The organism is Acidimicrobiales bacterium, assembly GCA_030747595.1.
Taxonomy (GTDB): domain Bacteria; phylum Actinomycetota; class Acidimicrobiia; order Acidimicrobiales; family MedAcidi-G1; genus UBA9410.
Map to the genome: position 1 here is coordinate 36,555 of JASLKK010000008.1, position 23,631 is coordinate 60,185.

19 protein-coding genes and 1 tRNA gene are annotated in these 23,631 nt (G+C 67.8%); 14 read left to right on the forward strand and 6 right to left on the reverse strand.

Features of this window, described 5'->3' with window-relative positions:
* Positions 1 to 29: 29 nt before the first annotated feature.
* The 3 genes from QF777_07680 to QF777_07690 all read left to right on the forward strand — a co-directional run bounded on the left by QF777_07680 (position 30) and on the right by QF777_07690 (position 1,688).
* Positions 30 to 605: a RimK/LysX family protein gene (locus QF777_07680; GenBank protein MDP6911433.1), complete on the forward strand. Its 576-nt coding sequence runs from the start codon at positions 30 to 32 to the stop codon at positions 603 to 605.
* The gene (locus tag QF777_07685; protein MDP6911434.1) at positions 598 to 1,551 is read left to right on the forward strand and encodes a succinylglutamate desuccinylase/aspartoacylase family protein; all 954 of its coding nucleotides are present in this window, start codon (positions 598 to 600) and stop codon (positions 1,549 to 1,551) included. Before QF777_07680 ends, QF777_07685 begins: the two co-directional genes overlap by 8 nt.
* Before the next feature lie 66 nt (positions 1,552 to 1,617).
* Positions 1,618 to 1,688 (forward strand) — tRNA-Gly (locus QF777_07690).
* A gap of 17 nt (positions 1,689 to 1,705) precedes the next feature.
* Here the strand turns inward: QF777_07690 and QF777_07695 are convergent.
* Genes QF777_07695 through QF777_07715 form a run of 5 tightly spaced genes read right to left on the reverse strand, consistent with a single transcriptional unit; the run spans position 1,706 to position 7,857 of the window.
* Positions 1,706 to 3,187: an NADH:flavin oxidoreductase gene (locus QF777_07695; GenBank protein ID MDP6911435.1), complete on the reverse strand. Its 1,482-nt coding sequence runs from the start codon at positions 3,185 to 3,187 to the stop codon at positions 1,706 to 1,708.
* 7 nt (positions 3,188 to 3,194) lie between these two features.
* Positions 3,195 to 4,130, reverse strand: coding sequence for a dihydrodipicolinate synthase family protein (locus QF777_07700; GenBank protein MDP6911436.1), 936 nt, complete (start codon positions 4,128 to 4,130; stop codon positions 3,195 to 3,197).
* Positions 4,130 to 6,046: a DUF2264 domain-containing protein gene (locus tag QF777_07705; GenBank protein ID MDP6911437.1), complete on the reverse strand. Its 1,917-nt coding sequence runs from the start codon at positions 6,044 to 6,046 to the stop codon at positions 4,130 to 4,132. Before QF777_07705 ends, QF777_07700 begins: the two co-directional genes overlap by 1 nt.
* A complete protein-coding gene (locus QF777_07710; GenBank protein ID MDP6911438.1) occupies positions 6,039 to 6,836 on the reverse strand; it encodes a TIM barrel protein in 798 nt (265 codons plus the stop codon). Before QF777_07710 ends, QF777_07705 begins: the two co-directional genes overlap by 8 nt.
* A gap of 7 nt (positions 6,837 to 6,843) precedes the next feature.
* Positions 6,844 to 7,857, reverse strand: coding sequence for a hydroxyacid dehydrogenase (locus tag QF777_07715; GenBank protein ID MDP6911439.1), 1,014 nt, complete (start codon positions 7,855 to 7,857; stop codon positions 6,844 to 6,846).
* 76 nt (positions 7,858 to 7,933) lie between these two features.
* Between QF777_07715 and paaZ the strand changes: the two genes are divergently transcribed.
* The 11 genes from paaZ (at position 7,934) to QF777_07770 (ending at position 22,407) form a co-directional block, all read left to right on the forward strand.
* Positions 7,934 to 9,997, forward strand: coding sequence for a phenylacetic acid degradation bifunctional protein PaaZ (gene paaZ / locus QF777_07720; GenBank protein MDP6911440.1), 2,064 nt, complete (start codon positions 7,934 to 7,936; stop codon positions 9,995 to 9,997).
* Entirely contained in the window at positions 9,997 to 10,932 is a 936-nt protein-coding gene (gene paaA, locus QF777_07725) for a 1,2-phenylacetyl-CoA epoxidase subunit A (GenBank protein ID MDP6911441.1), read from the forward strand. The genes paaZ and paaA overlap by 1 nt, the downstream gene beginning before the upstream one ends.
* Positions 10,929 to 11,399 (forward strand): phenylacetate-CoA oxygenase subunit PaaJ, encoded by a 471-nt coding sequence (gene paaJ / locus QF777_07730; GenBank protein ID MDP6911442.1) that lies wholly within the window; start codon positions 10,929 to 10,931, stop codon positions 11,397 to 11,399. Before paaA ends, paaJ begins: the two co-directional genes overlap by 4 nt.
* A 14-nt stretch (positions 11,400 to 11,413) precedes the next feature.
* Positions 11,414 to 11,710 carry a hypothetical protein gene (locus tag QF777_07735; GenBank protein ID MDP6911443.1) on the forward strand — a complete coding sequence of 99 codons (297 nt, stop codon included), beginning with the start codon at positions 11,414 to 11,416 and terminating at the stop codon, positions 11,708 to 11,710.
* Complete coding sequence (gene paaC, locus QF777_07740; protein ID MDP6911444.1) at positions 11,707 to 12,495, forward strand: phenylacetate-CoA oxygenase subunit PaaC; 789 nt, start codon at positions 11,707 to 11,709, stop codon at positions 12,493 to 12,495. Before QF777_07735 ends, paaC begins: the two co-directional genes overlap by 4 nt.
* A gap of 40 nt (positions 12,496 to 12,535) precedes the next feature.
* Positions 12,536 to 13,573, forward strand: a complete 1,038-nt coding sequence (locus QF777_07745; protein ID MDP6911445.1) for a proline racemase family protein — start codon at positions 12,536 to 12,538, stop codon at positions 13,571 to 13,573.
* A gap of 24 nt (positions 13,574 to 13,597) precedes the next feature.
* On the forward strand, positions 13,598 to 14,569 hold the full coding sequence (locus QF777_07750) for an ornithine cyclodeaminase family protein (protein MDP6911446.1): 972 nt from the start codon (positions 13,598 to 13,600) through the stop codon (positions 14,567 to 14,569).
* Positions 14,570 to 14,601: 32 nt separating this feature from the next.
* Positions 14,602 to 15,936, forward strand: a complete 1,335-nt coding sequence (locus QF777_07755; protein ID MDP6911447.1) for a phenylacetate--CoA ligase — start codon at positions 14,602 to 14,604, stop codon at positions 15,934 to 15,936.
* Between the two features lie 91 nt (positions 15,937 to 16,027).
* On the forward strand, positions 16,028 to 17,260 hold the full coding sequence (locus QF777_07760; protein MDP6911448.1) for an acyl-CoA dehydrogenase family protein: 1,233 nt from the start codon (positions 16,028 to 16,030) through the stop codon (positions 17,258 to 17,260).
* A 25-nt stretch (positions 17,261 to 17,285) separates the two neighbouring features.
* On the forward strand, positions 17,286 to 19,538 hold the full coding sequence (locus tag QF777_07765; protein ID MDP6911449.1) for an MFS transporter: 2,253 nt from the start codon (positions 17,286 to 17,288) through the stop codon (positions 19,536 to 19,538).
* Position 19,539: 1 nt separating this feature from the next.
* The gene (locus tag QF777_07770) at positions 19,540 to 22,407 is read left to right on the forward strand and encodes an ATP-binding cassette domain-containing protein (GenBank protein MDP6911450.1); all 2,868 of its coding nucleotides are present in this window, start codon (positions 19,540 to 19,542) and stop codon (positions 22,405 to 22,407) included.
* A gap of 57 nt (positions 22,408 to 22,464) precedes the next feature.
* On the opposite strand, the gene QF777_07775 is transcribed toward QF777_07770, so the two are convergent.
* Positions 22,465 to 23,577: a mechanosensitive ion channel family protein gene (locus QF777_07775; protein MDP6911451.1), complete on the reverse strand. Its 1,113-nt coding sequence runs from the start codon at positions 23,575 to 23,577 to the stop codon at positions 22,465 to 22,467.
* Positions 23,578 to 23,631 lie beyond the last annotated feature (54 nt).

The window sequence follows — 23,631 nt, forward strand, 5'->3', positions numbered from 1 at the left end:
CGCCCGCCAAACCGCTAGGAGACGACCTCGTGCCCGAGAATAAGCGGAAGCGCTCACCGAATAAGCCTCCGCCCGCGCTCGGTTGGCGTGAGTGGGTGGGTCTACCCGAACACGGCTTGGAGTGGGTGAAGGCCAAGGTCGATACCGGGGCCCGCACATCGTCACTGCACGCTGCCGGGCTGCACACCTTCGAAGTCGAGAACCGTGAATGGGTGCGGTTCTCGATCTACCCGTGGCAGCGATCGACGACCGATGCCATCCAGATCGAGGCCCGGGTGCTGGACCGCCGCCGGGTCCGCTCGTCCAGTGGCACGACCGAGCGGCGCCCCGTGGTGGTACTCCCGGTGCGAATGGGCAACAAGATCTATGACGTGGAGTTCACCCTCACTAGACGCGACGAGATGGGCTTCCGGATGCTGCTCGGCCGTCAGGCTCTTCGGGGCCGGTTCCTGATCGACACCGGCCGGTCCTACCTCCTGGGCCAGCCGCCTCGCACCGAACGACGGGCCAACCGGACCCCAAGTTCTGAGACGAACCCCAAGCCGGACAGAAACCCCGAGGTGTTCCCCGGTCCAAAGTCGGACCAAACTCCGACCAATGGCTGAACACGGATCGATCATCATCGGCGGGCACGAGGTCCGACAGGGCACCACCGACCACTTCGAATTGCCCATCGGTCGTCTGGTAACCGGAACCGACATGGCCCTACCCGTCCGGGTGGTCCATGGGGCCAAGCCCGGGCCGACCGCCTGGCTCAACGCTGCCATCCACGGCGACGAGGTAGGTGGCGTGGAAGTCATTACCCGGGTGCTTCGGGATCTCGACCCGATGGCCATGCGGGGAACGGTGCTAGCCGTGCCGGTAGTCAACGTGTGGGGCTTTATGGGCGGAGACCGGTTCCTGCCCGACCGCCGCGACCTCAACCGCTCGTTTCCGGGGTCACCATCGGGTTCGCTGGCCGCCCAGATCGCCCACCTGTTCATGACCGAGGTAGTGGGCCGCTCAGTGGTGGGCATCGACCTCCACACGGCGAGCGACCACCGGTCGAACCTGCCTCAGATCCGGGCTGATCTGGACGACCCGGAGACCCGGCGTCTGGCCGAGGCCTTCAGTGCTCCTGTGATGGTGCACGCCCGAAACCGGGCGGGGACACTGCGGCAGGCCGCCACGCGACGTGGGGCCACCGTGTTGCTCTACGAGGCCGGTGAGGCACTGAGATTCGACGAGACGGCCATCGCCACCGGAGTGGACGGGGTACGACGGGTGCTGGCCGCCATCGAGATGATCGACGGGCCGACCGCTGCGGAAGACCCGTCTGCCGAGTCCCGGGCCGCCGGCTGGGTCCGGGCCGGGCGCAGCGGCATCCTCCACCTGAGCGTCGACCTGGGTGACCGGGTCGAGCACCGACAGGTGCTGGGCACCATCGACGACGCCTTCGGTAACGCGGTGGCCGCCGTCCGGGCATCGAGGGGCGGCATGGTCATTGGGGTGACCCGCTCGCCGCTCGTCAACCGCGGCGACGCGGTGGCCCACCTGGCCGAAATCACCTGAACGAGGTCTACGGGAGCAGCCGGGCGGAAGGGAACCCGATGGGCGTCGCTACGCTGGCGGCTCTCCGCGGGTGTAGTTCAATGGTAGAACCCCAGCTTCCCAAGCTGATGACGGGAGTTCGATTCTCCTCACCCGCTCGCTGACCGACCCGAGGTCAACGCCTACGGCCGCCCCGGGCCACCTCAGCCTCCCGCTTGACCCGGGTGAGCTCCACCCGGGCCTCCATGGCCTTGTAGTGCTCATCCAATGGGAAGCACCCCGACACCAGGCCGTTTCGGGGCGCGGTGGTGCAGTCGCTGAACGTCCGACAAAGGCGGCGACGATCCAGGGGACGACCGGCCAGCACGTCGGACGGCAGGTCCGGGTAGCTGAGCACCATCCTCCCGAGACCCACGGCATCCACCCGGCCGGCCCGTACCTCGGCCTGGGCCACGTGGGCCAGCCACTCCTGGAGGTACGAGTAGCCCGAACCGACGAAGGCCAGTTCAGGGTGTCGGGCCCGTAGAGCAGCGGTGGCACCGATCAACCGGGCCACCTCGACCAGTGGATCAGCCGGTGGGAGGTAGCCGTCCGACGGCGGGAAGTAGGCCGGTCGCTGGGCGTGCGGGCAGTGGTAGGGGCTCCCGGCCGTGGCGCACACCATGGACACTCCGGCGTCGGCCAGCATCCCCAGCAACCGGTCGGGTTCGGACAGGTCGAGGCCGGTCCCCGTTCCGTCACCGCCGAAGGCGAACCGGTACGGAGCCTCGACGGCTGGGCGGCCCACCCCGTCGGGCCCCGCCTCGTGGGGAGCCAGGTCGTACAGGCTGAGCCGGACCCCGAGGCCTAGGTCGGGGACCGCGGCACGGATGGCAGCCAACGTGCCCAGTTGGAAGCGGGCCCGATCCTCGAGGGCTCCGCCATACGACCCGTCGCGGTCCACCCCGCTGAGTAACTCGTGTAGCAGGTAGCCGTGGCAGGCCTTGACGTCCACGAAGTCGAAGCCGGCCTCGGCGGCCACCTCGGCAGCGACCACGAAGTCGCCCATCAGGTCATCCAACTCCCCGTCGCTCAAGACGCTCGATTCGTCGAGCGGAACCCAACCGTCCAATACGGGGTGCCGGTAGGCGATCCGGGGGACCGGTGACCCGTCGGGCCGGGACCACCGACCCGAGTGGGTGAGCTGCAGGCCGACCACCAGGTCGTTGGTGGGACCATGGCGTCCGGCGTGGGCGGCCACCAACCGGGATCGCAGTCCACCCAGGTCGTCGACGCTGGAAGGCCCGATGCACAGCTGGTTGGGGTTGGCCCGGCCGTCGACCCGCACGGCGACGGCCTCGCCACCCCACACGAGCTTGGCCCCACCGGCCCCGAAGCGTTCCCACCGTCGGGCCACCAGGTCGGTGGGGCGCCCGTCGGTGGTCCCGTCCCAGCCCTCCATGGGCAGCACGGCGAACCTGTTGCCGACCGTGCGCGCGGTGCTCCCGGCGAGGGCCACCGTCCAAGGTCGGGCCAGGGGGGCGTCCGGTCCCACCTCCAGGTCGTCATCCAGGCACAGGTCCGTACCCGTCTCCAGGTCGAGTTCGGCGAGCCGGTCCCGGACGGCGGCCACGTCGGCCAGCCGACGGACCTGGGTGATGCGGTCCCGGGTGCTCATGGCGTCCTCAGAGGGTGGCCTCGAGCCGTCGGGCGATGTCACCCAGGATCTCCATGTCGGACCCGGGCCTGCGGGGCGCTCCGTCGGGGATCCGGCTGGAGCCGATCCACCCCCGGAGTTCCAGGAATAGGGCGGCGTCGTGGCGGTAGCCGGGTACGGGGTCCCGGAAGGTGAAGAACCCGAGGTACTGCAACAGGTCGTTGAGCTCGTGGAACGTCGGGTCCCCGGTCGCCCAGCGACGGTCCCGCTCGGCGAAGGCGTCGGGGGCGAACGTGGACAGCCCCAGCAGGTAGTCCGAGCCATACATGACCATGTCGATGGCCAGGTCGTTGCCGGTCAGCACCAGGAAGTCGGGTCGCACCTCGTCGCGCACGGCCAGGCGCTCCCACTCAAGGCCACGGTCCAGGGACGAGTGCTTGGCCCCCACGCAGGCCCCGACCTCCAGCAGGCCCCGGTAGGCGTCGAGGTCGTAGATCCGGCCGTAGGGCACGAACATGGGGCCCAATTCGAAGGCCAGGAACCGGTCACACTGCTCGGCGATCGATGCGTGAGCGCCCACCCAGCCATCGCCGTCCCGGCTAATCAGGCCGTGGGTGGGGAACACGATGGGGGTACCGCCAGCCGCCTCGATACGTTCCACCTCCCGGCGGTAGCCGTCCAGGTCGAACGGATCGCCGGGCCGGTCGTCGAGGTGGGCACCGGCCACGAAGTCGTCGCAGTGGGCGGCAGCCACATCCAACACCCGGCACTTGGTGACCGCGTCCAGCAGCTGCACGAAGCCGGTGTCCATGTTGACTGCCGGGGTCAGGCCGGCCTCGGCGGTCCGTGCCACGTGGGCGGCCAGGCCGTCGAAGTCCACCGAGCCGTCATCGTGGTGGGGCAGGAGGATGGCCGACATGCCCGTGATGGTCCGGCCGGGCCGCACCGGGGGGGCACCGGGCATCAGTCGGTCTCCCGAGTGGGGAGCCTGATGAGCGACTCGATGTCAGCCCCCTCGTGAGGCTCGGATTCGCGGTCGCGGAAACGCTCCAGCAGCGCGACGGCCTCGACGGGCGGCGGAGGCAGCTGGCCGGGCTCCGGTCCGGCTCCAGTCGGGGCGGCCCAGGCCGTACAGGCCAGCACGTGCTCGCCGGGCTCCAGCGCGCAGGACAGTACCGGCACGGCGCTGGACGGGTCGACCATCGAGGCGTTGGGGGGCTGCGGTCGGACCGAGGCCTTCCGGGGTCCGGACCCGGCGGCAGGATGGTCGACGAGGCCGGTGACGTCGCGGACCGTGGCCAGCAGGGCCGATCCATCAGCGGTCGAGGTACGCACCTCGCTCTCCCCACCAACCAGGCGAAGCGAGTCGACGCCGACGGCGAAGCCAGTCTCCACCACACGAACGGCCCGTCCGGTCCGGATCAGGTGGACCCGGTGGTGGTGGGCCGCCCCGCCGACCAGGACAGTGTCGACCACCACGTCGGGCCACGGCCGCCACCGCGACCAGAGCATCGGACCCGTTTCGGCCTCGACGACCTCGACGTCCTCGATCCTTGAGCGGCTCCGTCGGTCGTCGCCGTCGACCAGCACAATGGTGGAGTCGGTCTCCGAAGCGCCCCAACCGAATTCGACCTCGCCGGTGAAGCCGTAGCGGGAGGAGTAGGCGAGCTTCTCGTACTTGGCCTCGACCTGTTCGATGAACCGGAGGCTCGTCGTGCGGCCGCCGGACAGCGCGACCGCGTGCACGTCGTCCCGGTCGACGATCCGGCCGGCCACCGTCTGGGCGACCGGGCCGTCGGTCGGACCGGGTCGGGCCTCGGGACCGGCCCAGAACGGGTGGTCGTCAGGGGCGGCCAGCCCGGCGAAGGCCTTCATGGCCCAGTAGGGCGACCCGGGCGAGTTGTACGCCTCGGCCAGGCGTCGGTTGTCGTAGCCGTACCCGACCGACAGCACGCCGTCACGGTCCGAGATGGGCCGGCCCGCCCACCAGCGGAGGTGTCGACCCCAGTGGCCGCGGGCCTCGGCCCACGGCACGGCCTCTACGTCGGCCAGGGCATAGGCACCCCAGAGGCTGGACTGGGCGAACCGGTAGGTCATGGAGCGGCCATAGGCGATGCCGGCCCCGTCGGGTCCGAACCAGTGGCTGAACTCGGGGCCGAAGAGCCGGGCCCGTTCGACGTAGCGGTCGGCCGCCTCCCGGTCGCCCAGGCCGGAGGCGTGGAGGATCAGCCCGTAGGTGTGGAAGGCGAAGGGCAGGTACCAGTCGACGTTGCCCAGGGTGCCATCGCGGGACCAGCCGTCGGCCACGTGGTAGTCCTCGATCCGCTCGACCGACCGCTGGCCAGCGCCCGCTTCCCCAGCAGCCCCAACTCGCTCGCGCCCCATGTGGACCAGGAGCCGGAAGTACTGCCAGTTGTTGGGAGCCGGCTCGAACTCGTCGATGCCGTCCAGCCAGGCAAGGACCCGCTGGCGGGCCGGGTCGTCCAGGGGTTCCCAGAGTTGGCCGGGGGTGAAGGCCAGGGCGAAGCCGACGGCCGCCATCTCGACCATCCGCTGGTCGTTGTCGCCTGCACACGGCCCCCAGTACTCGTCGCCGTCGGGGTCGGTCCCGGCGACCAGGCCGTCGCGCCAACGGTCCCAGTAATCGAAGTGGCCGCCGCCCACGGTCAGGGGGACGATCCCGTAGAGGGGGCGGGCCCAGCCCTCCAGCTCGGCCACCCGCCGTTCGAAGAGGGCGGCGCCGCTGCCCAGGCGGGCCCGGGCCCCACCGGGCGATAGGTGCCGGACAACCGGTTTCACGAGGTCGCGGACGGCCCGCTGGGCATCGGCCTTCGTGGCGAACGGGTTGCCGGCCAGTGGGTTGGCCCGGGGATCAGCCACCGTCGTCTCCTCTCCCTGCGTCCAGCCAGGTGCGAAGCGTGGTGGCGTCGTCGGCCAGCTGCCCCGGGTCGTCGTCCCGCACGTACTCGAGGAAAGCCCAGCGGTCACGGCCGGCATCGGTCCACGGGCCGTCGTCGGGCACCGCGGCCAGGGCCGGTTCCCAGAGGGAGGCTCCGTCGGCGAGCGGGTACCGGTCGGTGAAGCCGGTCCCCCACTGATACACGTGCAGGTGGGAGAGCCGACCGGCGACCCGGACGAGCTCGGCCACGGCCTCGGCGTCGTCGAGGGACACGAGCGGCTGCCAGTAGGTGAACAGGCCCGGGTGGTCCACCTCGGCCAGCACGGCGAGGGCGGACGCCGCGGTCTCGGTCAACGTCCCCACGTGGTATTCGAGCGAGGTCGTCAGGCCCCGGGCGTCGACGACGGCCGCCGCCTCGGCTACGCCGGCCACCACGGCGGCCCGTTCGTCGGCCGGGGCGTCCGGTCCGGTGCCATACGGGGTCCAGATCCTGACATTGGCCACGCCGAGGGCCAGCGCCGTGTCGGCCACCCGTTCGACCTCGTCGCGGGGAGTCTGCCCGGCCTGCACGTAGCTGCCGTAGGAGGGGCTGGTCAGGTTGGCCTCCCGGCACCGGTCGGCCACCCGGGCCGCCTCGGCCTCGTCCCCGACCGGGACGTGCACGTCGCTGCCCCACTCGACTCCGGCCAGGCCACCGGCCGCCGCCAGGTCGACGACCTCGTCGACCTCCAACTGGCGGAAGGTGATCGAACAGAGCCCGGGGCGGATCATGCGGGCCTCATGCGATCCGATCCAGGTCGGCCCGGACGACCGGGTGGATCGGCGGTTCACCGGCCACGAACCGTTCCACCTCGGTGACGGCCAGGTCCCCCATGCGGCCAACCTCGCTACCCAGGGACCCCGCGATATGTGGGGTCAGGACAGCACCCTCGTGGTCGTAGAGCGGCGAGTCGGCGGGTAGGGGCTCGGGGTCGGAGGTGTCGACGACGGCCCGGAGGCGACCCGACACGACCTCGGCGGTCAGGGCGTCGGTGTCGACGAGACCGCCCCGAGCCGTGTTGACGAGCCACGCCCCGTCTGACATGCGGGCCAGCTGGGCGGCACCGATCATGTGGCGGGTGGCCTCCAGCAGGGGGGCGTGCAGGGTCACCACGTCAGAGACGGCGAGCAGTTCATCGAGGCCGACCCGACGGGCACCGTAGGACTCGATCTCGGAAAGGTAGGGGTCGCCGTCCAAGTACGGGTCGGCCACCAGGACGTCGACGTCGAGGGTCCGGAGCCGTTCAATGACCAGGCGGCCGACGGACGAGGCACCGACCACCCCGATGGTCCGGCCCCGGGTGCCCATCCGGGCGTGGTCGACCACCGCCTCCCGTCCCCGGACGGCACGGTGGCGGTCCCGGACGGCGAACGCGTCCTTGAGAGCCAGCACCACAACGGCGAAGGTGAACTCGGCCACCGGCACGGCGTTGGCCGCGGCCGCCGAGGTGACCACGACCCCGCGCTCCCACAGGGCGTCGGTCACCAGGGGCCGGACGGTGCCCGCCGCGTGGGCCACCAGCCGGAGATCGGGCAGGACGTCGAGCACCCCAGCGTCCAGGCGGGGACAACCCCACCCGGTGACCAGTACCTCCACGGCCGCCGGCAGCTCGCCGGGCGTGGCCACGGCACCCGGAACGACCCGGTCGACCACCGCGTCCAGACGGTCCCGGACATCAGACTCGAACACCAGTGCCTCGAGGCCCGGAGCCATCAGGAGGGCGGCCCGGGGCCGGGAGGGAACGGTCGACACGGGACCCATGGTCACCCACCGGTCCCCGGCCAACCAAACCCCGTCCCGCTTGCCAAGTAATCAAAGGTTTGATTAGATGGCGACGATGCGAGCTCTTGAAAGCCATGTCTGCGGGTCCTGGCACACTCCGGTCGCTGACGGCACGATGACCTACCACGCCGTCACCGGCGCACCGGTGGCGTCAGTGTCCAGCGCGGGGATCGACTTCAGCGCGTCAACCGCCTATGCCCGTGACGTCGGGGGCCCCACCCTCCGCTCGATGACCTTCCATGAGCGGGCAGCCCTCCTCAAGGCCGCCGGCCAGCTCCTGCTGGCCGAAAAGGAGTCGCTGTACGCCCTGTCCACCGCCACCGGTGCCACCCGGGCCGACTCATGGATCGACATCGAAGGTGGAGCCGGGGTGCTGCTGGGCTACGCGTCCAAGGGCCGCCGAGAACTCCCCGACGGAACCGTGCTACTCGACGGTGATCCCGAAGTTCTGGCACGGGACGGTTCGTTCTTGGCCGCCCACGTAGCCACCTCGCGCCTTGGGGTGGCCGTGCAGGTCAACGCCTTCAACTTCCCCATCTGGGGGGCACTCGAAAAGCTGGCCACAGCGTGGCTGGCTGGCGTTCCGGCCATCATCAAGCCGGCCACTCCCACCGCTTTCCTAACTGAGGCCATGGTCCGCCTCATCGTCGATAACGGCCTGGTTCCCGACGGTGCACTCCAACTGGTGTGCGGCAGCGTCAGCGGTCTGCTCGACCACCTCGACGGCCAGGACCACGTGGCCTTCACTGGCTCGGCCGACACTGCCGCGGTCCTTCGGGCCCACCCGAGGCTGGTGGCCCGCTCGGTCCGATTCAATGCCGAGGCCGACTCGCTAAACGCGGCGATCCTCGGCACAGCCGCCATACCCGGCACCACCGAGTTCGACCTCTTCACCTCCGAGGTGGTTCGGGAGATCACCGTCAAGGCCGGACAGAAGTGCACGGCCATCCGACGGGCACTCGTCCCCACCGCGCAACTCGACACCGTGGCCGACGCGCTGGCTACCGCACTGGCCGACGTCCGTGTAGGCGACCCCGCCGATGAATCCACCCAAATGGGGGCCCTCGTCGGCACCACCCAACGCGAGGAGGTACGCGATGCGGTCATGAGTCTGCGGTCGTCCACCGACGTGGTCATCGACACCTGCACCTTTCATGACGTCGACCCATCGGTCGGCGCCTTCCTGGCCCCCACTGTTCTCCGGGCCACCGATCCAACCGCCCGGTCCATCCATGCCACTGAGGCATTCGGCCCGGTGTGCACCCTCATCGGCTACGACGGTCCCGACGACGCCATCCGCCTGGCAGCCCTTGGCGCCGGCAGTCTGGTGGCCTCGGTGGTCACCTCCGACGTGGCCGAGGCCGCGGCCCTCACCCTGGGCATCGCTGCGCACCACGGACGGGTCCACGTGCTGGATGCCTCGACAGCCACCACCTCCACCGGCCACGGCTCGCCGCTTCCCACCCTCGTGCACGGCGGCCCCGGCCGGGCCGGCGGTGGTGAGGAGATGGGTGGCCTCCGGGGCATACGCCACCACATGCAGACGACAGCGATCCAGGGCTCGCCCGACGTGCTCACCGCAGTGACCGGGCAGTGGATGCCCGGGGCCACCCGTCACGTCGACCGAGGCCACCCGTTCAAACTTCACTTCGACGACCTAGAACTCGGTACGGCCATCCGGACCGACAGTCGCACGGTCACTCTGGAAGACATCGAGGGCTTTGCCCATAGCACCGGCGACCACTTCTACGCTCACATGGATGAAAAGGCCGCAGCAGCCAGTCCGATCTTCGGCGGACGGGTGGCCCACGGTTACCTCGTGCTGTCCTTGGCCGCCGGCCTGTTCGTTTGGCCCGATCCGGGGCCGGTGCTGGCCAACTACGGCATCGACCGGTGTCGCTTCGCCAAGCCCACCTACCCGGGCGACACCCTGACCGTCTGGCTGACCGCCAAGCGAAAGACCCTGCGAACCGGTGCCGGCTACGGCGAGGTGGCATGGGACGCCCAAGTGGTCAACCAGGCCGACGAGGTGGTGGCCGCCTACGACGTACTGACCATGGTGGCCAATCGTCCCGGGGTGAACGGCGCGGCCGAGTCGGAACCAGCCTGATGGGACGTACCTGGGCGTCGATGGACGAGTTCGAAGCGTTCCTCGACGACGGCGGCATCGTCGAGGTCGACGACGAGATTCCTGACGGCTACCGGCAGGCGGTGTTCGCCTTCATCGAGATGCACGCCAACTCCGAACTCATGGGTGGCCTCACCGAACGCGACTGGATCCCCCGCACCCCCGGGCTTCGCCACAAGATGGCCGTCCTGGCCAAGACCCAAGATGAGATCGGCCACGGTCACCTGCTCTACATGGTGGCCGCCGACATGGGACTCAAAACCCGCCGCGAGATGTTGGAGGACCTGTTCGCCGGGCGGTCCAAGTTCCACAACGTCTTCCACTACCGGGCCGCCACGTGGGGCGACCAGGTCGCCATCTCGTTCCTGGTCGATGCCGCGGCACTGGCCAGCCAGCAGGCCGTATTCAAGAACTGCTCCTACGGCCCCTACCGGCGAATCCTGAAGCGGATCATCTCCGAGGAGGGATTCCACATGCGGATGGGCGAGGAACGGATGATGCTCATCGCCGAGGGCACCGACTTCCAACGCGCCATGTTCCAACAGTCGCTGGACAACTGGTGGTGGCCGGCCCTGCAGCTCTTCGGACCCGATTCCAAGCCTGATGACGTACTCCTGCGGTGGCACATCAAGTCGGAACGCAACGAGGTGCTGCGGGCCCGCTGGGTGCAGAAGTTCGCCCCGCTGCTCGTCTCCTACGGCTTCACCATTCCCGACCCGGGACTAGTCCACGACCCCGAGGCCGACACGTGGACCGCCGGACCCATCGACTGGGGACCACTGAAGCGGACCCTGGCCATGGCCGGACCCGACTCGGCACGTCGCATCGGTGAAGCGGCCGCCAACTGGGCAAACACCAACTGGGTACGTGACGGCCTGGACGCCGCATCCGAACAGGCCACCGGAGTCCAGGCATGACGGCGATCCCGAGCGTGGAGGATGTGCGTGTCGCGGTGGCCACGGTGGATGACCCCGAATACCCGGGTATCTCCATTGTCGACCTCGGCCTGCTGGAATCGGTCGACGTGCGGCCCGACGGTGACGTGGTGGTCGGCCTAGTGCCCACCTTCTCGGGTTGCCCCGCGTTGGCCATGATCGCCGATGACGTACGCGCCGCAGTGGCCGCCATCGACGGGGTGACCGGCTCCCGGGTGGATGTCCGCTGGTTGACCGGCCCGGCGTGGACCGTGGAACGCCTGACCGGAACTGCCCGACGGACCATGGCTGAAGAGTTCACGGTCGCCGTCCGAATCGGCCCCGGTCCCGTTCCGTGTCCACGGTGTGGCAACGACACTGCCGAGGAGTCGATGTTCGGGCCCAGCCGGTGTCGAGCCGTCCACGTGTGCCGTTCATGTACCGAGGTCGTGGAGGTGATGCGGGCCTAGGGCCCGCCGACGCCATGAAGCGCTACGAGGTATTCCTCAAGAAGGACGGTCGGGACGAATACCGCCACGCCGGGTCGCTAGACGCGCCCAACGACCAGCTTGCTCTCGTGTTGGCCCGCGAGACCTACCTCCGACGAGCAGAAGGCGACCGGATGTGGCTGGTCGACCGAGCGCATCTGGTGGTGGGTGACACCGACTTCGTGGCCCCCAATGCCGACAAACCACACCGCCACAACGACGGCGAGCGCATCTCCGAACGGCGAAAGCGCCTCCGTGAGGATCAAGAACCCACCGGAGAGGATGCATCGTGACCGACCCATGGAACGTCGACATCCGAGAATTCGTCCTGGCCTTCGCCGACGACGAGCACCTGATGGGCCAACAGCACACTGAGTGGATCGGCGTAGCCCCGTTCCTCGAGGAGGACCTGGCCTTCAGCTCCATCGGGCAGGACGAGTTAGGTCATGCCGCCACGCTGTACGCCATCGTGGCCGGCGACGGCGACCCAGACCGCGAAGCGGGCATCGACGACAGGCAGCTCGACGCTCTCGCCTTCGACTCCGACCCCTCACGGTGGCGGTCGGCCCACCTCACCGAGATCAGGACCGACGAATGGGCCCATGCACTGGTCCGGCACTGGCTCTACGACACCGCCGAACAGCTCCGATGGGAGCTCGTTGCTGAGTCCACACTGGAAGCACTCGCCAGCGCGGCCGCCCGTGCCGAACGCGAAGAATGGTTCCACCGTCGCCACGCCGATGGCCTCCTCGACACTCTGTTGCCGGTATCTGACGCCGGCGACCGCCTAAAGGCGGCACTGGTCGACTTGCTCCCCCTGGCGGTGGGCCTGTTCGACCCGGTGGCTGGCGAGGTCGAGGCGGTGGCGTCAGGCGTGACCGCAGCACCGTTCGATTCCCGAATGCCCGAGTGGGCTGACCGGGTCCGGGCCCGCTTCGACGTCGACCTTCCAGCCACTGGCCTGTCACCGTCCGACCGGCTGGCCCCGACCGGTCGGACGAACCGCTGCGATGCCTTCGGTCCACTGTTGTCGAGGATGCGCGAGGTGCTCGACCTCGACCCGGCCGCCATCTGGTAACCGAGCCTGTTGCCCATCAGTCGCGTTACGGTTCGCGACCATGGTGCTGGCCCCCGACGAGGTGATCGTCGCCGACGACTACCACACGGCCGGCGAGCCGTTCCGAATCGTCGACCTCGGCCCCATGGAAGGCACCACGGTGCTGGACCGCCGATCGTGGGCTACGGCCAATCTCGACGACCACCGTCGGTTCCTGATCCACGAACCACGGGGCCACGCCGACATGTACGGCGGCATGGTCGTGCCTCCCGACGGCCCATCCGCTGGTGGGAACAGAGCCGGCGATCTCGGCGTGGTGTTCTTCCACAAGGACGGCTTCTCTACGGCCTGTGGCCACGGCACCATCGCCATGGCCACCTGGGCCATCGACACCGGCCGCATCGAAGCGCCATCCGACGGCGAGATTCCGGTGGTGGTCGATGTCCCATCGGGACGCCTGCACACCGTCGCCCGGATGGAAGCGGGCAGGGTGGCCTCGGTTCGCTTCACCAACGTCGAGTCCTTCGTGACCGCCCGCGACCTAACCGTGCAGACCGACCTCGGACCGGTGACCGCCCACGTGTCATTCGGCGGCGCCTTCTACGCTTCGGTGGCCATCGACGACCTACCCGTATCGTGTCGCCCGGCCGACGTGGACCGCCTCATCGTCCTCGGACGGGCGGTCAAAGCGGAGTTGGCCGACCACCCCTCGACCGTTCATCCGTCTGACGACCGGTTGTCCGGCCTCTACGGCACGATCCTCCACGAAACGATTGGCCTCCAAGAAGCAGCCTCCTCGGACAGCGGCCCCGTCCACCAACGAAACGTGACGATCTTCGCCGACGGCCAGGTCGACCGATCCCCCTGCGGGTCAGGGACCTGTGCCCGTCTGGCCCTGTTGCACGACAGCGGCGACCTTGAGATCGGCGCCACCTTCCTAAACGAGGGCGTGGCCGGTGGGGTGTTCGACGCCCGGATCGAGGCGGCCACCGGTGGCGGGATCATCCCGAGCGTGGAGGGCTCGGCCCACCGCCATGCCACCACCACCTTCCACCTCGACCCGCATGATCCCGTGGGACTGGGGTTCCTCTTCCGATGACCCGCCTCCCATGACTGATACCCCATGACCGGCCTCCCCCATTTCGATGCCGAGGCCATCCGGGCAGTGGTCGACATGCCGACCTGTATCGCGGCCCTCAGCGATGGCAGTCGGGAGTTGGGCGACCTCCACCCCCGGGCGCAGGTACCGCTCGGCCCGGGCGACGACTTCCTGATGATGCCGGCAGTGTCACCAGCCGGGATTGGAGTGAAGATCGTCAACGTCGTCTCGGGCAACCGTGACCGGGGACTACCCCTCATCCACGGCTTCTACCTCTACTGCGATCGGGAGACCGGGGTGCCGGCTGCCACGCTGGACGGCTCGGCGCTGACCACCCTGCGTACTCCGGCTGCTTCGGCTCTAGCTGCAGACCTCCTGGCTCGTCAAGATGTGACGACGCTCGGTGTGTTCGGCACCGGTATCCAGGCCCGAGGCCACATCGAGGCGATGCTGGTGGTGCGACCAGGCATCGACCGCATCGTGGTGTCCGGTCGAACTAACGCTTCGGCCGTCGGCTTCGTGGCCGACCCCACCGTGCAGGCGTTGGCCGGTGATCGGGAACTGGTGGCCGGAACGCCCGAGGAGACCGCGGGGTGTGCCCTGGTGTGCGGCTGCACCTCGTCGACCGAGCCGGTAATTCCCACGACCGCCGTCCGTCCGGGCGCCCACCTGGGGTTGGTCGGTAGTTACTCGATGGCCCGCCGGGAGGTCGACGCCGAACTGCTGGCCCGGGCCACGGTCTTCGTCGATGACCGCCATGCCGCAGCCCACGAGGCCGGTGACCTGATGGTGCCCGCCGAGGCCGGCGACTGGTCATTCGATGCGGTGGCCGGTGACCTCGCCGAACTCTGCCTCGGAACCGCTGGGCGACGAGACGACGACGAGATCACCCTGTTCAAGTCGGTCGGACTAGCCGTCTGGGACCTGATCGTGGCCGGAGCAGTCGTCCACGCTGACTGGACACACCGCCCAAACGGCAGACAGTCAAACCTTTGATTGTCTAGGAGACCGATCGTTAGGACCCCCTGATGCCCCTCCCCTTCGACCCCGTGGACACCGTCGGGCTTCCTGCCGAGCAGAAGCGCTCCCTGCAGGGAGAACGCCTGTCCGCGCTGGTGAACAGACTGGCCACCGGCGACAACACCTTCTGGTCAGAACGTCTGGCTGACATCGACCCGGCATCGATCACCTCGGTGGACGATCTCCCCCGCCTGCCGTTCACCGTCAAGCAGGACCTCCGCGACCAGTACCCGTTGGGCATGGTCACCATCCCGGTGGAGGCCACCACCCGTCTCCACGCCAGTTCCGGCACCAGCGGGAAACCGACGATTGTCGTCTACACCCCCGCTGACCTCGCCATCTGGGCCGAGGTGAATGCTCGGGCCCTTGCCCTGGCTGGCACCCGATCCGACGACATCCTCCACAATGGCTACGGCTACGGCCTGTTCACCGGTGGCCTCGGCCTTCACTACGGCGGGGAGCGCCTCGGCTGCACCGTCGTGCCCGTGTCAGGTGGCAACACCGCCCTCCAACTCCAGCTCCTCGAGGACCTGGGCAGCCGGGTGCTGTCGGCCACGCCCTCGTTCTGCCTCGTCCTGGCCGAACGGGCCCATGCCCTGGGCATCCGGGACCAACTCGGCGTCGAGATCGGCATCTTGGGCGCCGAACCGTGGTCCGAGGGCATGCGTGAGCGCATCCACGAGGCATGGGGCGGCAGCTTCACCGCACTGGACATCTACGGCCTATCGGAGATCATCGGCCCCGGCGTAGCGATGGAGGCCCCCGATGACCTCGGTGCCTTGAACGTCTTCGACGACCACTTCCTGCCCGAGATTGTGGATCCAGCCACCGGTCAGCCCCTGCCCGATGGCGAGTTCGGCGAATTGGTCATCACCACGCTCACCAAGGAAGCCATGCCGATGCTGCGGTACCGCACCGGCGACATAACCCGGATTCTCCCCAATACGGGCGACACGGCCGGGCCCGGCACCCGCCACTGGACCCGGATGGCCCGCCTCACCGGGCGGGCCGACGACATGCTCATCATTCGGGGCATCAACGTGTACCCGCGCGAGATTGAGGCCGTCCTGATGGACGACCCCGACGTGGGTGCCAACTACGCCATCGTCGTGGACCGCCGGGGTTCCATGGTCGAGCTCCGGGTTCGCGCCGAGGCCACGGCAGCGGCCAGCTCGGCCACCAACCTGGTCGTCGGCGGCGAACGCCTGGCCAGGCTGATAGCGGAACGCATCCGGATCCGAGCCGACGTCGAGATGGTGCCCGAGGGCTCTATGCCCCGCACCGAGGTCGGCAAGGTCAAACGGGTCTTCGAGCAAGTAGACGACACCAATCCCTTGGAATGACTCGCCCACTGGTCTGAAGGCCCGAACACCAGCAAAAAACCTTCATTTCTGATGGTCCGTCAGATTTCAGACGGGAGTAGCGTTACCTAGCGTGTCGGACCGCCCTGAGGACACTCCTGAACAGGCCGAATTTCGCTCCGCGTCGCGCTCCTTCCTAGCCCAACACGCCGAACCCCGTACACGGATCGATCCCTGGCAGGTGTCCGGCTTCCCCGACGACGCCGAGGCGAAGGTGTACTTCGAACATGGTCGTGCCTGGCAGCGGACTCTGGCCGACCACGGATGGGCCGGTCTGACCTGGCCTGCCGAGTTCGGTGGCGGTGGCCGCCCACCATGGACCGACCGCATCCTTAGGGAAGAATCCGCGGACTACGGCTCCCACCCCGGCTTCATCGGCGCCACCATCGCCATGCTCGGACCCACCTTGCTGGCCCACGCGTCAGATGAACTCAAGGCCCGATTCCTCCCGTCTCTGCTCAGCGGCGAGGTGGCCTGGTGCCAGTTATTCAGTGAGCCGGGCGCCGGCTCGGACCTGGCCAGCCTCTCTACCCGGGCCGTACGGGACGGCGACCACTGGGTGGTCCACGGCCAGAAGGTCTGGAACTCATGTGCCCAGTTCACCGACTGGGGATTCCTACTGGTCCGCACCGACCCCGATGCTCCCAAGCACCGTGGCATCACCTTCCTGCTGGTCGACATGACCTCGCCGGGCATCGAGGTCCGACCCCTCGTGCAGGCCAACGGGTCGTCGCACTTCAACGAGGTCTTCCTCTCCGGTGTCCGGATCCCCACCGACCAGATGGTGGGCGAGGTTCACGGAGGCTGGACCCCGACCCGCACCGTGCTGGCCAACGAGGCGGCGTTCATCGGTCGCGGCGAAGGCGCTCCGGCCTCGGACCGCCTCCGTGACCTTGCCGCCCGACACGGTGGACTCGACGATCCCACCGTCCGCCAACGCCTGGCTCGCATTATCAGCCGGGAACGCCTCCAGAGCCTGATGGGCCAACGGATCCAGTCTGCGGTCCGAGATGGACAGCAACCCCCCTTCGATCCGGCACTCACTAAGTTGCTGGCCGCCGGCACCAAGGTCCTGACTGGTGACCTCGCCGCTGACCTGGCCGGCCCATCAGCCATTGCCGGTCCGATCACCAACGACCGGGAGGGCACGTGGATCAGAGCCGAGGTCCTGAACCGCTTCGCCATTTCCATTGGCGGAGGCACCACCGAGGTCCAGAAGAACAATCTGGCCGAACGGTCACTGGGGCTCCCACGGGAGCCGGCCAACGACCGAGAAGCCGCATGGAAGGATGTCCTCCGCAGCTAAGCGGGAACCGGGGGATGCGAACACCGTGACCGAAGAACACACCGAGGAGTCGATGTCCTCCGGGGAAACTCCCGGCGAGACAGGCGCGGACAGCAACGCCGCGTCCCTCGCGGCATCTGTACTGGCCGAAGAGGCCGCTCGCCACGCCGAGCAGGAAACCAACCAGATCATGTTCCCCGACGAGCTGCTGCCAGGGGTCAACAGCGCCGGCCTATCGCTGAAGAAGGGGCTCGCTATGGGTGGCGGCGCGGCGACCTTCGTCGTACTGGCCATCCTTAACTCGCTGGACGAACTCCAGATGGCCGCCATCTCCGTGCTGGCCCCCGACATCCGCGACACCTTCGGGGTCAGCGACGGCACCATCACGTTCATCGCCAGCTCATCGGGTGCCTTTGTGGTACTGGGCGCCATCCCCATGGGCTGGGCAGCCGACCGGTTCCGACGGATCCCGATCATTGGCTGGTCCAGCATCATCTTCGGCGCCATGGTGGCCATGTCAGGTTGGGCGGTGAACGCCTTCACCTTCTTCTGGGCCCGGTTCGGCGTCGGGATCGCCAAGGCCAACACCATCCCGGTCCACTCGTCGGTCATTGCCGACACCTACCCCATCGGCATCCGTGGCCGCATCGGCGCCATCGACAAGGGCACCGGTCGCCTCCTGGCCGTGACCAGCCCGATCCTCGTAGGCGCCATTGCAGCAGCAGCCAACGGCCCCGGCGAGATTGACGGCTGGCGCTGGGCCTACTACCTCCTCGGGATTCCGGTGGCCGTGGCCGCTATCGCCGCCTTCTTCCTGAAGGAACCCCTGCGGGGACGCTGGGAAAAGGAGGACGTCCTTGACGAATCGTTCACCGAAGACGACCCCCTTCCCGTCTCCATGGACGCCGCCTTCTCCCGTCTAATGCAGATCAAGACCATCAAGACGGTGGTCGTCGGCTTCAGCGCACTGGGCTTCGGCCTGTTCACCGCCCCGGTGCTGGAGAACCTCTGGCTAGAGGACGAGTTCGGACTCGAATCATTCGAACGAGGAGCATGGGGCACCGTGGCCGGCCTGGCCACCGTCGGCGCGCTGATCTACGTAGGCCCCAAGTTCGACCGGATGTGGCGCGAGAACCCGACCCGCACCCTCCACCTGGTGGGCGCACTTATCGGATTCTCCGCCATCTTCAAGCCCATCCAATGGGCCATGCCAACCGTTCCGCTGTTCATCGGCTTCTCGATCCCCACGCTGGTCATGCTGAGCACGGCGTTTGCCATGGTCGGTCCGCTCATGCAAGCCATCGTCCCCTACCGCCTACGGGGTACCGGCACGGCGCTCATCACCCTCTACATATTCTTCATCGGCGGCACCGGTGGCGGCCTCATCTCGTTCATGTTCGCCGATTCCTGGGGCCCTCGGGTCACCACGCTGGTGCTGACCGTGCCCAGCGCCCTCATCGGCGGCTGGATCATGTACCGGGGCGCCCGCCACATCCGCGGCGACCTCTCCCTGAACGTCCAGGAACTGCTCGACGAACAGGACGAACAGCGCCGGGCCGGTGGCGACGGCGAGGTCCCTGCACTGCAGGTCAACAACCTGGACTTCTCCTACGGGTCAGTCCAGGTTCTGTTCGACGTGGCCTTCGAGGTGAAGAAGGGCGAGACCCTGGCCCTACTGGGCACCAATGGTGCTGGCAAATCCACCATCCTCCGGGTCATCAGTGGCCTAGGCGTTCCCCAGCGGGGCGTGGTGCGGCTGCACGGCCGCACGGTCACCTACTCGTCGCCCCAACTACGGTCCCGACTCGGCATCCAGCAGTTACCGGGTGGCAAGGGCGTGTTCGGCGATATGACGGTCCGCCAGAATCTGATCATGGGCGCCTACGTCCATCGGGCCGACAAGGCTGACGTGGAACGGCGCATCGCCGACGTACTCGACTTGTTCCCCGATCTGGCCAACCGTCAGGGACAGCGCGCCGGATCGATGTCAGGTGGCCAGCAGCAGATGCTGGCCCTGGCCCGAGTGCTGCTCCATGAACCCGAGGTCCTGCTCATCGACGAACTGTCCCTCGGCCTGGCCCCCACCGTCGTCCAGGACCTCCTGATCCTCATCGAACGCCTCCAGGAACGCGGCCAGACCATCGTCGTCGTCGAGCAGTCGCTGAACGTGGCCCTGGCCATTGCCGACCGGGCCATCTTCCTCGAAAAGGGCCAAGTTCGGTTCGAAGGCGCAGCTTCCGAGTTGGTCGAGCGCGACGACCTGGCCAGAGCCGTCTTCCTTGGAACGGACGGTGGCTGAGATGGACGTGCTTGCCTCCGAACTGGTCGCCTCCCCCTTGGTTCTGGCCGTCTGGACCACCCGTCAGCTCTGGTTCGACGGCCTTGTCAATGGCATGGTCTTCGGTCTGCTGGCCCTCGGGGTGGTGCTCATCTACCGCTCCACCCGGGTCATCAATCTGGCCGTCGGCAACATGGGCCTGCCCGCCTCGGGCCTCATGGGTGTCATGGTCATCAACTACGGATTCCCGTACTGGGCGGCCCTGGCCCTAGCCCTGCTGGTCGGGATTTCGGTGGGCGCCATCGTCGAACGGGCCATCATCCGTCGCCTGTTCGACGCCCCCCGGGTCATCGTGCTGGTAGCCACCATTGGTGTAGCCCAGCTCATGCAGGCCGTCCTGGCCTCGTTCCCCGACATCGAGAAGGTCCGCGGGCAGCGTTACCCGGTGCCCCTCGGATTCAAGTGGAACGACGTCTTCGGCCTGCGGATAACCGGACCGAAACTCACAATCCTTATCCTCGTTCCCCTCCTAGCCCTTGGCCTGTCGTGGTTTTTGAACCGGACGGTGTTCGGCCAGACGGTGCAGGCCTCGGCATCGAACGCCGACCTGGCACGCATCTCGGGCATCGATCCCAAGACGGTGCAACTCTTCGTCTGGACGGTGGCCGGCCTGCTCTCGAGCGTGTCGCTGCTGCTCCTCTCGGGCAACCGTGGCTCGATCACCGGCATGGCCAACCTGGGCCCCAACACCATGTCGAGGGCCCTGGTCGCCGCGGTGATCGCGGGCATGGTCTCGTTCCCCCGCGCCATCATCGCCGGCCTGCTGATCGGCGTGGCCCAGGCCCACGTGCAGTTCCTGTTCCTCGAACAGGGCGGGCTGATCGACTTCATTCTCTTCATCGTGGTGGCCATCGCCGTGGCCTTCCAAAGCCGGGGTGCCGCCGAGTCCGAAGGATCGTTCTCCTTCTCGGCTCGACGTCGACCCATCCCGGAACGACTCCGAGAGATCTGGTGGGTCCGGCGGATGTCGACCATCGCCCTAGGCCTTCTGCTGGCCATCGCCGTCGTGCTGCCCCTCCTGGTGACCCGCCCATCGCGACATCTCCTGTACGCCAGCATCATCGCTTTCGCCGTGTGTGCCATGTCGATGACCATCGTGACCGGCTGGGCCGGACAGCTCTCACTCGGTCAGATGACGTTCGCCGGCGTCGGCGCTCTCATGGCTGCCGGATTCAACCGGGGCCTCGAAGTCGGCATCGGCATCGGCGACTGGCACTTCTTCACGATCAGCTTTCCCCGGGTTCCGTACCTGGTATCGATGATGCTGGCGTCTCTCGTCGCCGCCGCCGTAGCGGCCCTCATCGGACTCGGCGCGCTCCGCGTCAAGGGTCTACTGCTTGCCGTGACCACCTTTGCCTTCGCCCTGGCCGCCCAGCAGTACGTGTTCCGACGTCCTGCCTTCAACGGTGGTTTCACCCAGAGCATCCCGTTCCGTCGGGGCAGTGTCGGACCGATCAACCTGGACAGCCAGCGTTCGTACTACTACCTGTGCCTCGCCGTCCTGATCCTCGTGCTGGTCGTCGTCCGGGCCCTGCGAGCCAGCGGGATCGGGCGATCAATCATCGGCGTACGAGAGAACGAATACACCGCAGCGGCCTACACGGTCGGTCCGTCACGCACGAAGCTCATGGCGTTCGCACTTGCCGGAGGGATCGCCGGGCTAGGCGGTGCCCTGCTCGGCGGCCTCGTACAGAACATTCCCTACACCGAGCGCCTGTTCCAGATCGGCGACTCGTTGCGCCTGGTCTCCATGGTGGTAATCGGTGGCTTGGGCACCCTGATGGGTCCGGTCATTGGAGCCATGTGGGTGGTCGGCCTGCCCGCCTTCTGGCCTGACAACGACCTCGTTCCGCTGTTCACCTCCAGCATCGGCCTGCTGATCCTGTTGCTCTACTTCCCAGGCGGCCTGATCCAGATCGCCTACGCGGCACGCGATGCCGCGCTCCGACTTGCCGAGGCGCGTCTCGGTGAGGCTTCCACGGAGCGGGCGACGGTACCCCCCGCGGTGATATCCAGCCGAACCACCACACGTCCGGTGCTGACCGGCCCGGCTCTCGCGGTCACCGACGTATCGGTGACCTTCGGTGGCCTCCGGGCGGTGGACAAGGCCTCCATGTTCGCCCAACCAGGCGAGGTCGTGGGCCTTATCGGTACCAACGGCGCCGGCAAGTCGACGCTCATGAACGCCATCGGTGGATTCGCCCCGTCCGAGGGCACCATTGAGATCCTCTGCCGGGATGCCTCACAAATGAACTCGGCCAACCGGGCGCGTCTGGGTCTGGGACGAACCTTTCAGGCAGCCCGCCTGTTCCCCGACCTCACCGTTCGCGAGACCGTGCAGGTCGCCCTCGAGGCACGAGGACGTACCGGTCTGTTGTCGACCGCCCTCCACCTTCCCTCGGCCACCCGGGCCGAACGGTCCAAACGGTCCGACGCCGACGACCTGATCGGCTTTCTGGGCCTTGGCCGCTACTCCGATGCTTTCGTGGCCGACCTCTCGACGGGAACCCGACGCATCGTGGAACTGGCCGGTCTACTGGCGCTCGATGCACAGGTTCTCTGTCTGGACGAACCAACCGCCGGCATTGCCCAGCGGGAGACCGAGGCATTCGGACCACTGCTAAAGCAGATCCAGCAGGAACTGAACGCCACCTTGATCGTGATCGAACACGACATGCCCATGATTATGGCCCTCTCGGACCGGGTCTACTGCCTGGAGGCCGGACAGGTCATCGCACAGGGCACTCCCGATGAGGTGCGAAACGATCCACAGGTGTTGGCCAGCTACCTGGGTACCGACCAGCGGGCCATCGACCGCTCCGACTCCTAATCTCCAAGGTCCCGCCCGCCGGGGATCCCGCCCAACAGAGATCCTGACGGCAGGCCGTTACTCCTCGCCGTCGCTCCCTGAGCGGTTCTCTAGCAGGTCGTCACGGATCTGGGTGGTTTCGACGGCTGCCGCCGGTCCCTCCGACACCTGGTTGACCCAGACGGTCCGCTGAGGGAACGGAATCTCGATTCCGTTGGTGTCGAATGCCTTCTTCAGGCGAGCCCGAATAAGACGACCGGTGGCCCACTGTTCGCCCGGCTCGGTTTTGACGGCGAGGCGGATGGAGATGGCGTCGGCTCCGAAATTCTGCACGCCCCAGATCTCTGGCTCCTCGATGATGGTCGCCGACTCGAGTTCCTCTCGCCAAACGCTGTCGGCCACCTCCTTGATGACGCTGGCCGCTAGGTCGATGTCGGTGTTGTAGGCCACGTCGACGTCGAGCACCGTGCGGGCCCAGAGTTGCGACGAATTGCCTACTCGGCGGATCTCGCCGTTGGGCACCACCCAGAGCGCCCCGTGGACGTCTCGCAGCACCGTGGTTCGCAAGGTGACCCGCTCGACGGTCCCTGATGCGGCACCCACGTCGACGTAGTCGCCGACTCCGTACTGGTCCTCGATGATGATGAAGATCCCGGCGATGAAGTCGGCGACCAGTGACTGGGCGCCAAAGCCCACGGCCAGGCCGACGATGCCCGCGCCGGCGATCAACGGACCTAGGTCAAGACCCAACTCACCGAGAGCCACCATGAACGCCAGGGCGTACACCGAGAAGCCGGCGAGGCTTCGGAGCACCGCACCGAGGGTCATGGCCCGCTGGCGGGACCGCTCGGCCTGTTCATGGATCTTGGTCAGCTTTCCGCGTGCCCGACGGCCGAGACGGGACAGTGTGGCCGACGCCGAGTCCTCGGCCACGGTCTCCTCCTGGGTGCGGGTCTCGACCAGGCGATTGACCATACGGTCGATGGCCCGCTTGACCAGTCGGTTGACTATCAACGCGCCGATCAGGATCACCACGACCTTCAAGGGTCGCTCGATCAGCCAGTCGACGAGCGAAGCAAGCGCCTCGTTGCCGGTGGTATCCCAGATCCATTCGCAGGTGTATCCCGGCTCAAGTCCACAGGCTTCCACCAGCCCCTGATCCAATCCCATGGTCGTCTCCGTTTCAGCCATCGACATCGCCTCCGGCCCGGACGGTAGTGGACCGGGCCGACGACCGGCCGGAGC

What these genes read in the sequence shown, in the direction of transcription:
- QF777_07685 (MDP6911434.1), top strand. Translation starts at nt 598, where the DNA reads ATGGCTGAACACGGATCGATCATCATCGGCGGGCACGAGGTCCGACAG.
- QF777_07695 (MDP6911435.1), bottom strand. Translation starts at nt 3,187, where the DNA reads ATGAGCACCCGGGACCGCATCACCCAGGTCCGTCGGCTGGCCGACGTG.
- QF777_07700 (MDP6911436.1), bottom strand. Translation starts at nt 4,130, where the DNA reads ATGCCCGGTGCCCCCCCGGTGCGGCCCGGCCGGACCATCACGGGCATG.
- QF777_07710 (MDP6911438.1), bottom strand. Translation starts at nt 6,836, where the DNA reads ATGATCCGCCCCGGGCTCTGTTCGATCACCTTCCGCCAGTTGGAGGTC.
- paaZ (MDP6911440.1), top strand. Translation starts at nt 7,934, where the DNA reads ATGGCGACGATGCGAGCTCTTGAAAGCCATGTCTGCGGGTCCTGGCAC.
- paaA (MDP6911441.1), top strand. Translation starts at nt 9,997, where the DNA reads ATGGGACGTACCTGGGCGTCGATGGACGAGTTCGAAGCGTTCCTCGAC.
- paaJ (MDP6911442.1), top strand. Translation starts at nt 10,929, where the DNA reads ATGACGGCGATCCCGAGCGTGGAGGATGTGCGTGTCGCGGTGGCCACG.
- QF777_07735 (MDP6911443.1), top strand. Translation starts at nt 11,414, where the DNA reads ATGAAGCGCTACGAGGTATTCCTCAAGAAGGACGGTCGGGACGAATAC.
- QF777_07745 (MDP6911445.1), top strand. Translation starts at nt 12,536, where the DNA reads ATGGTGCTGGCCCCCGACGAGGTGATCGTCGCCGACGACTACCACACG.
- QF777_07750 (MDP6911446.1), top strand. Translation starts at nt 13,598, where the DNA reads ATGACCGGCCTCCCCCATTTCGATGCCGAGGCCATCCGGGCAGTGGTC.
- QF777_07755 (MDP6911447.1), top strand. Translation starts at nt 14,602, where the DNA reads ATGCCCCTCCCCTTCGACCCCGTGGACACCGTCGGGCTTCCTGCCGAG.
- QF777_07770 (MDP6911450.1), top strand. Translation starts at nt 19,540, where the DNA reads ATGGACGTGCTTGCCTCCGAACTGGTCGCCTCCCCCTTGGTTCTGGCC.
- QF777_07775 (MDP6911451.1), bottom strand. Translation starts at nt 23,577, where the DNA reads ATGGCTGAAACGGAGACGACCATGGGATTGGATCAGGGGCTGGTGGAA.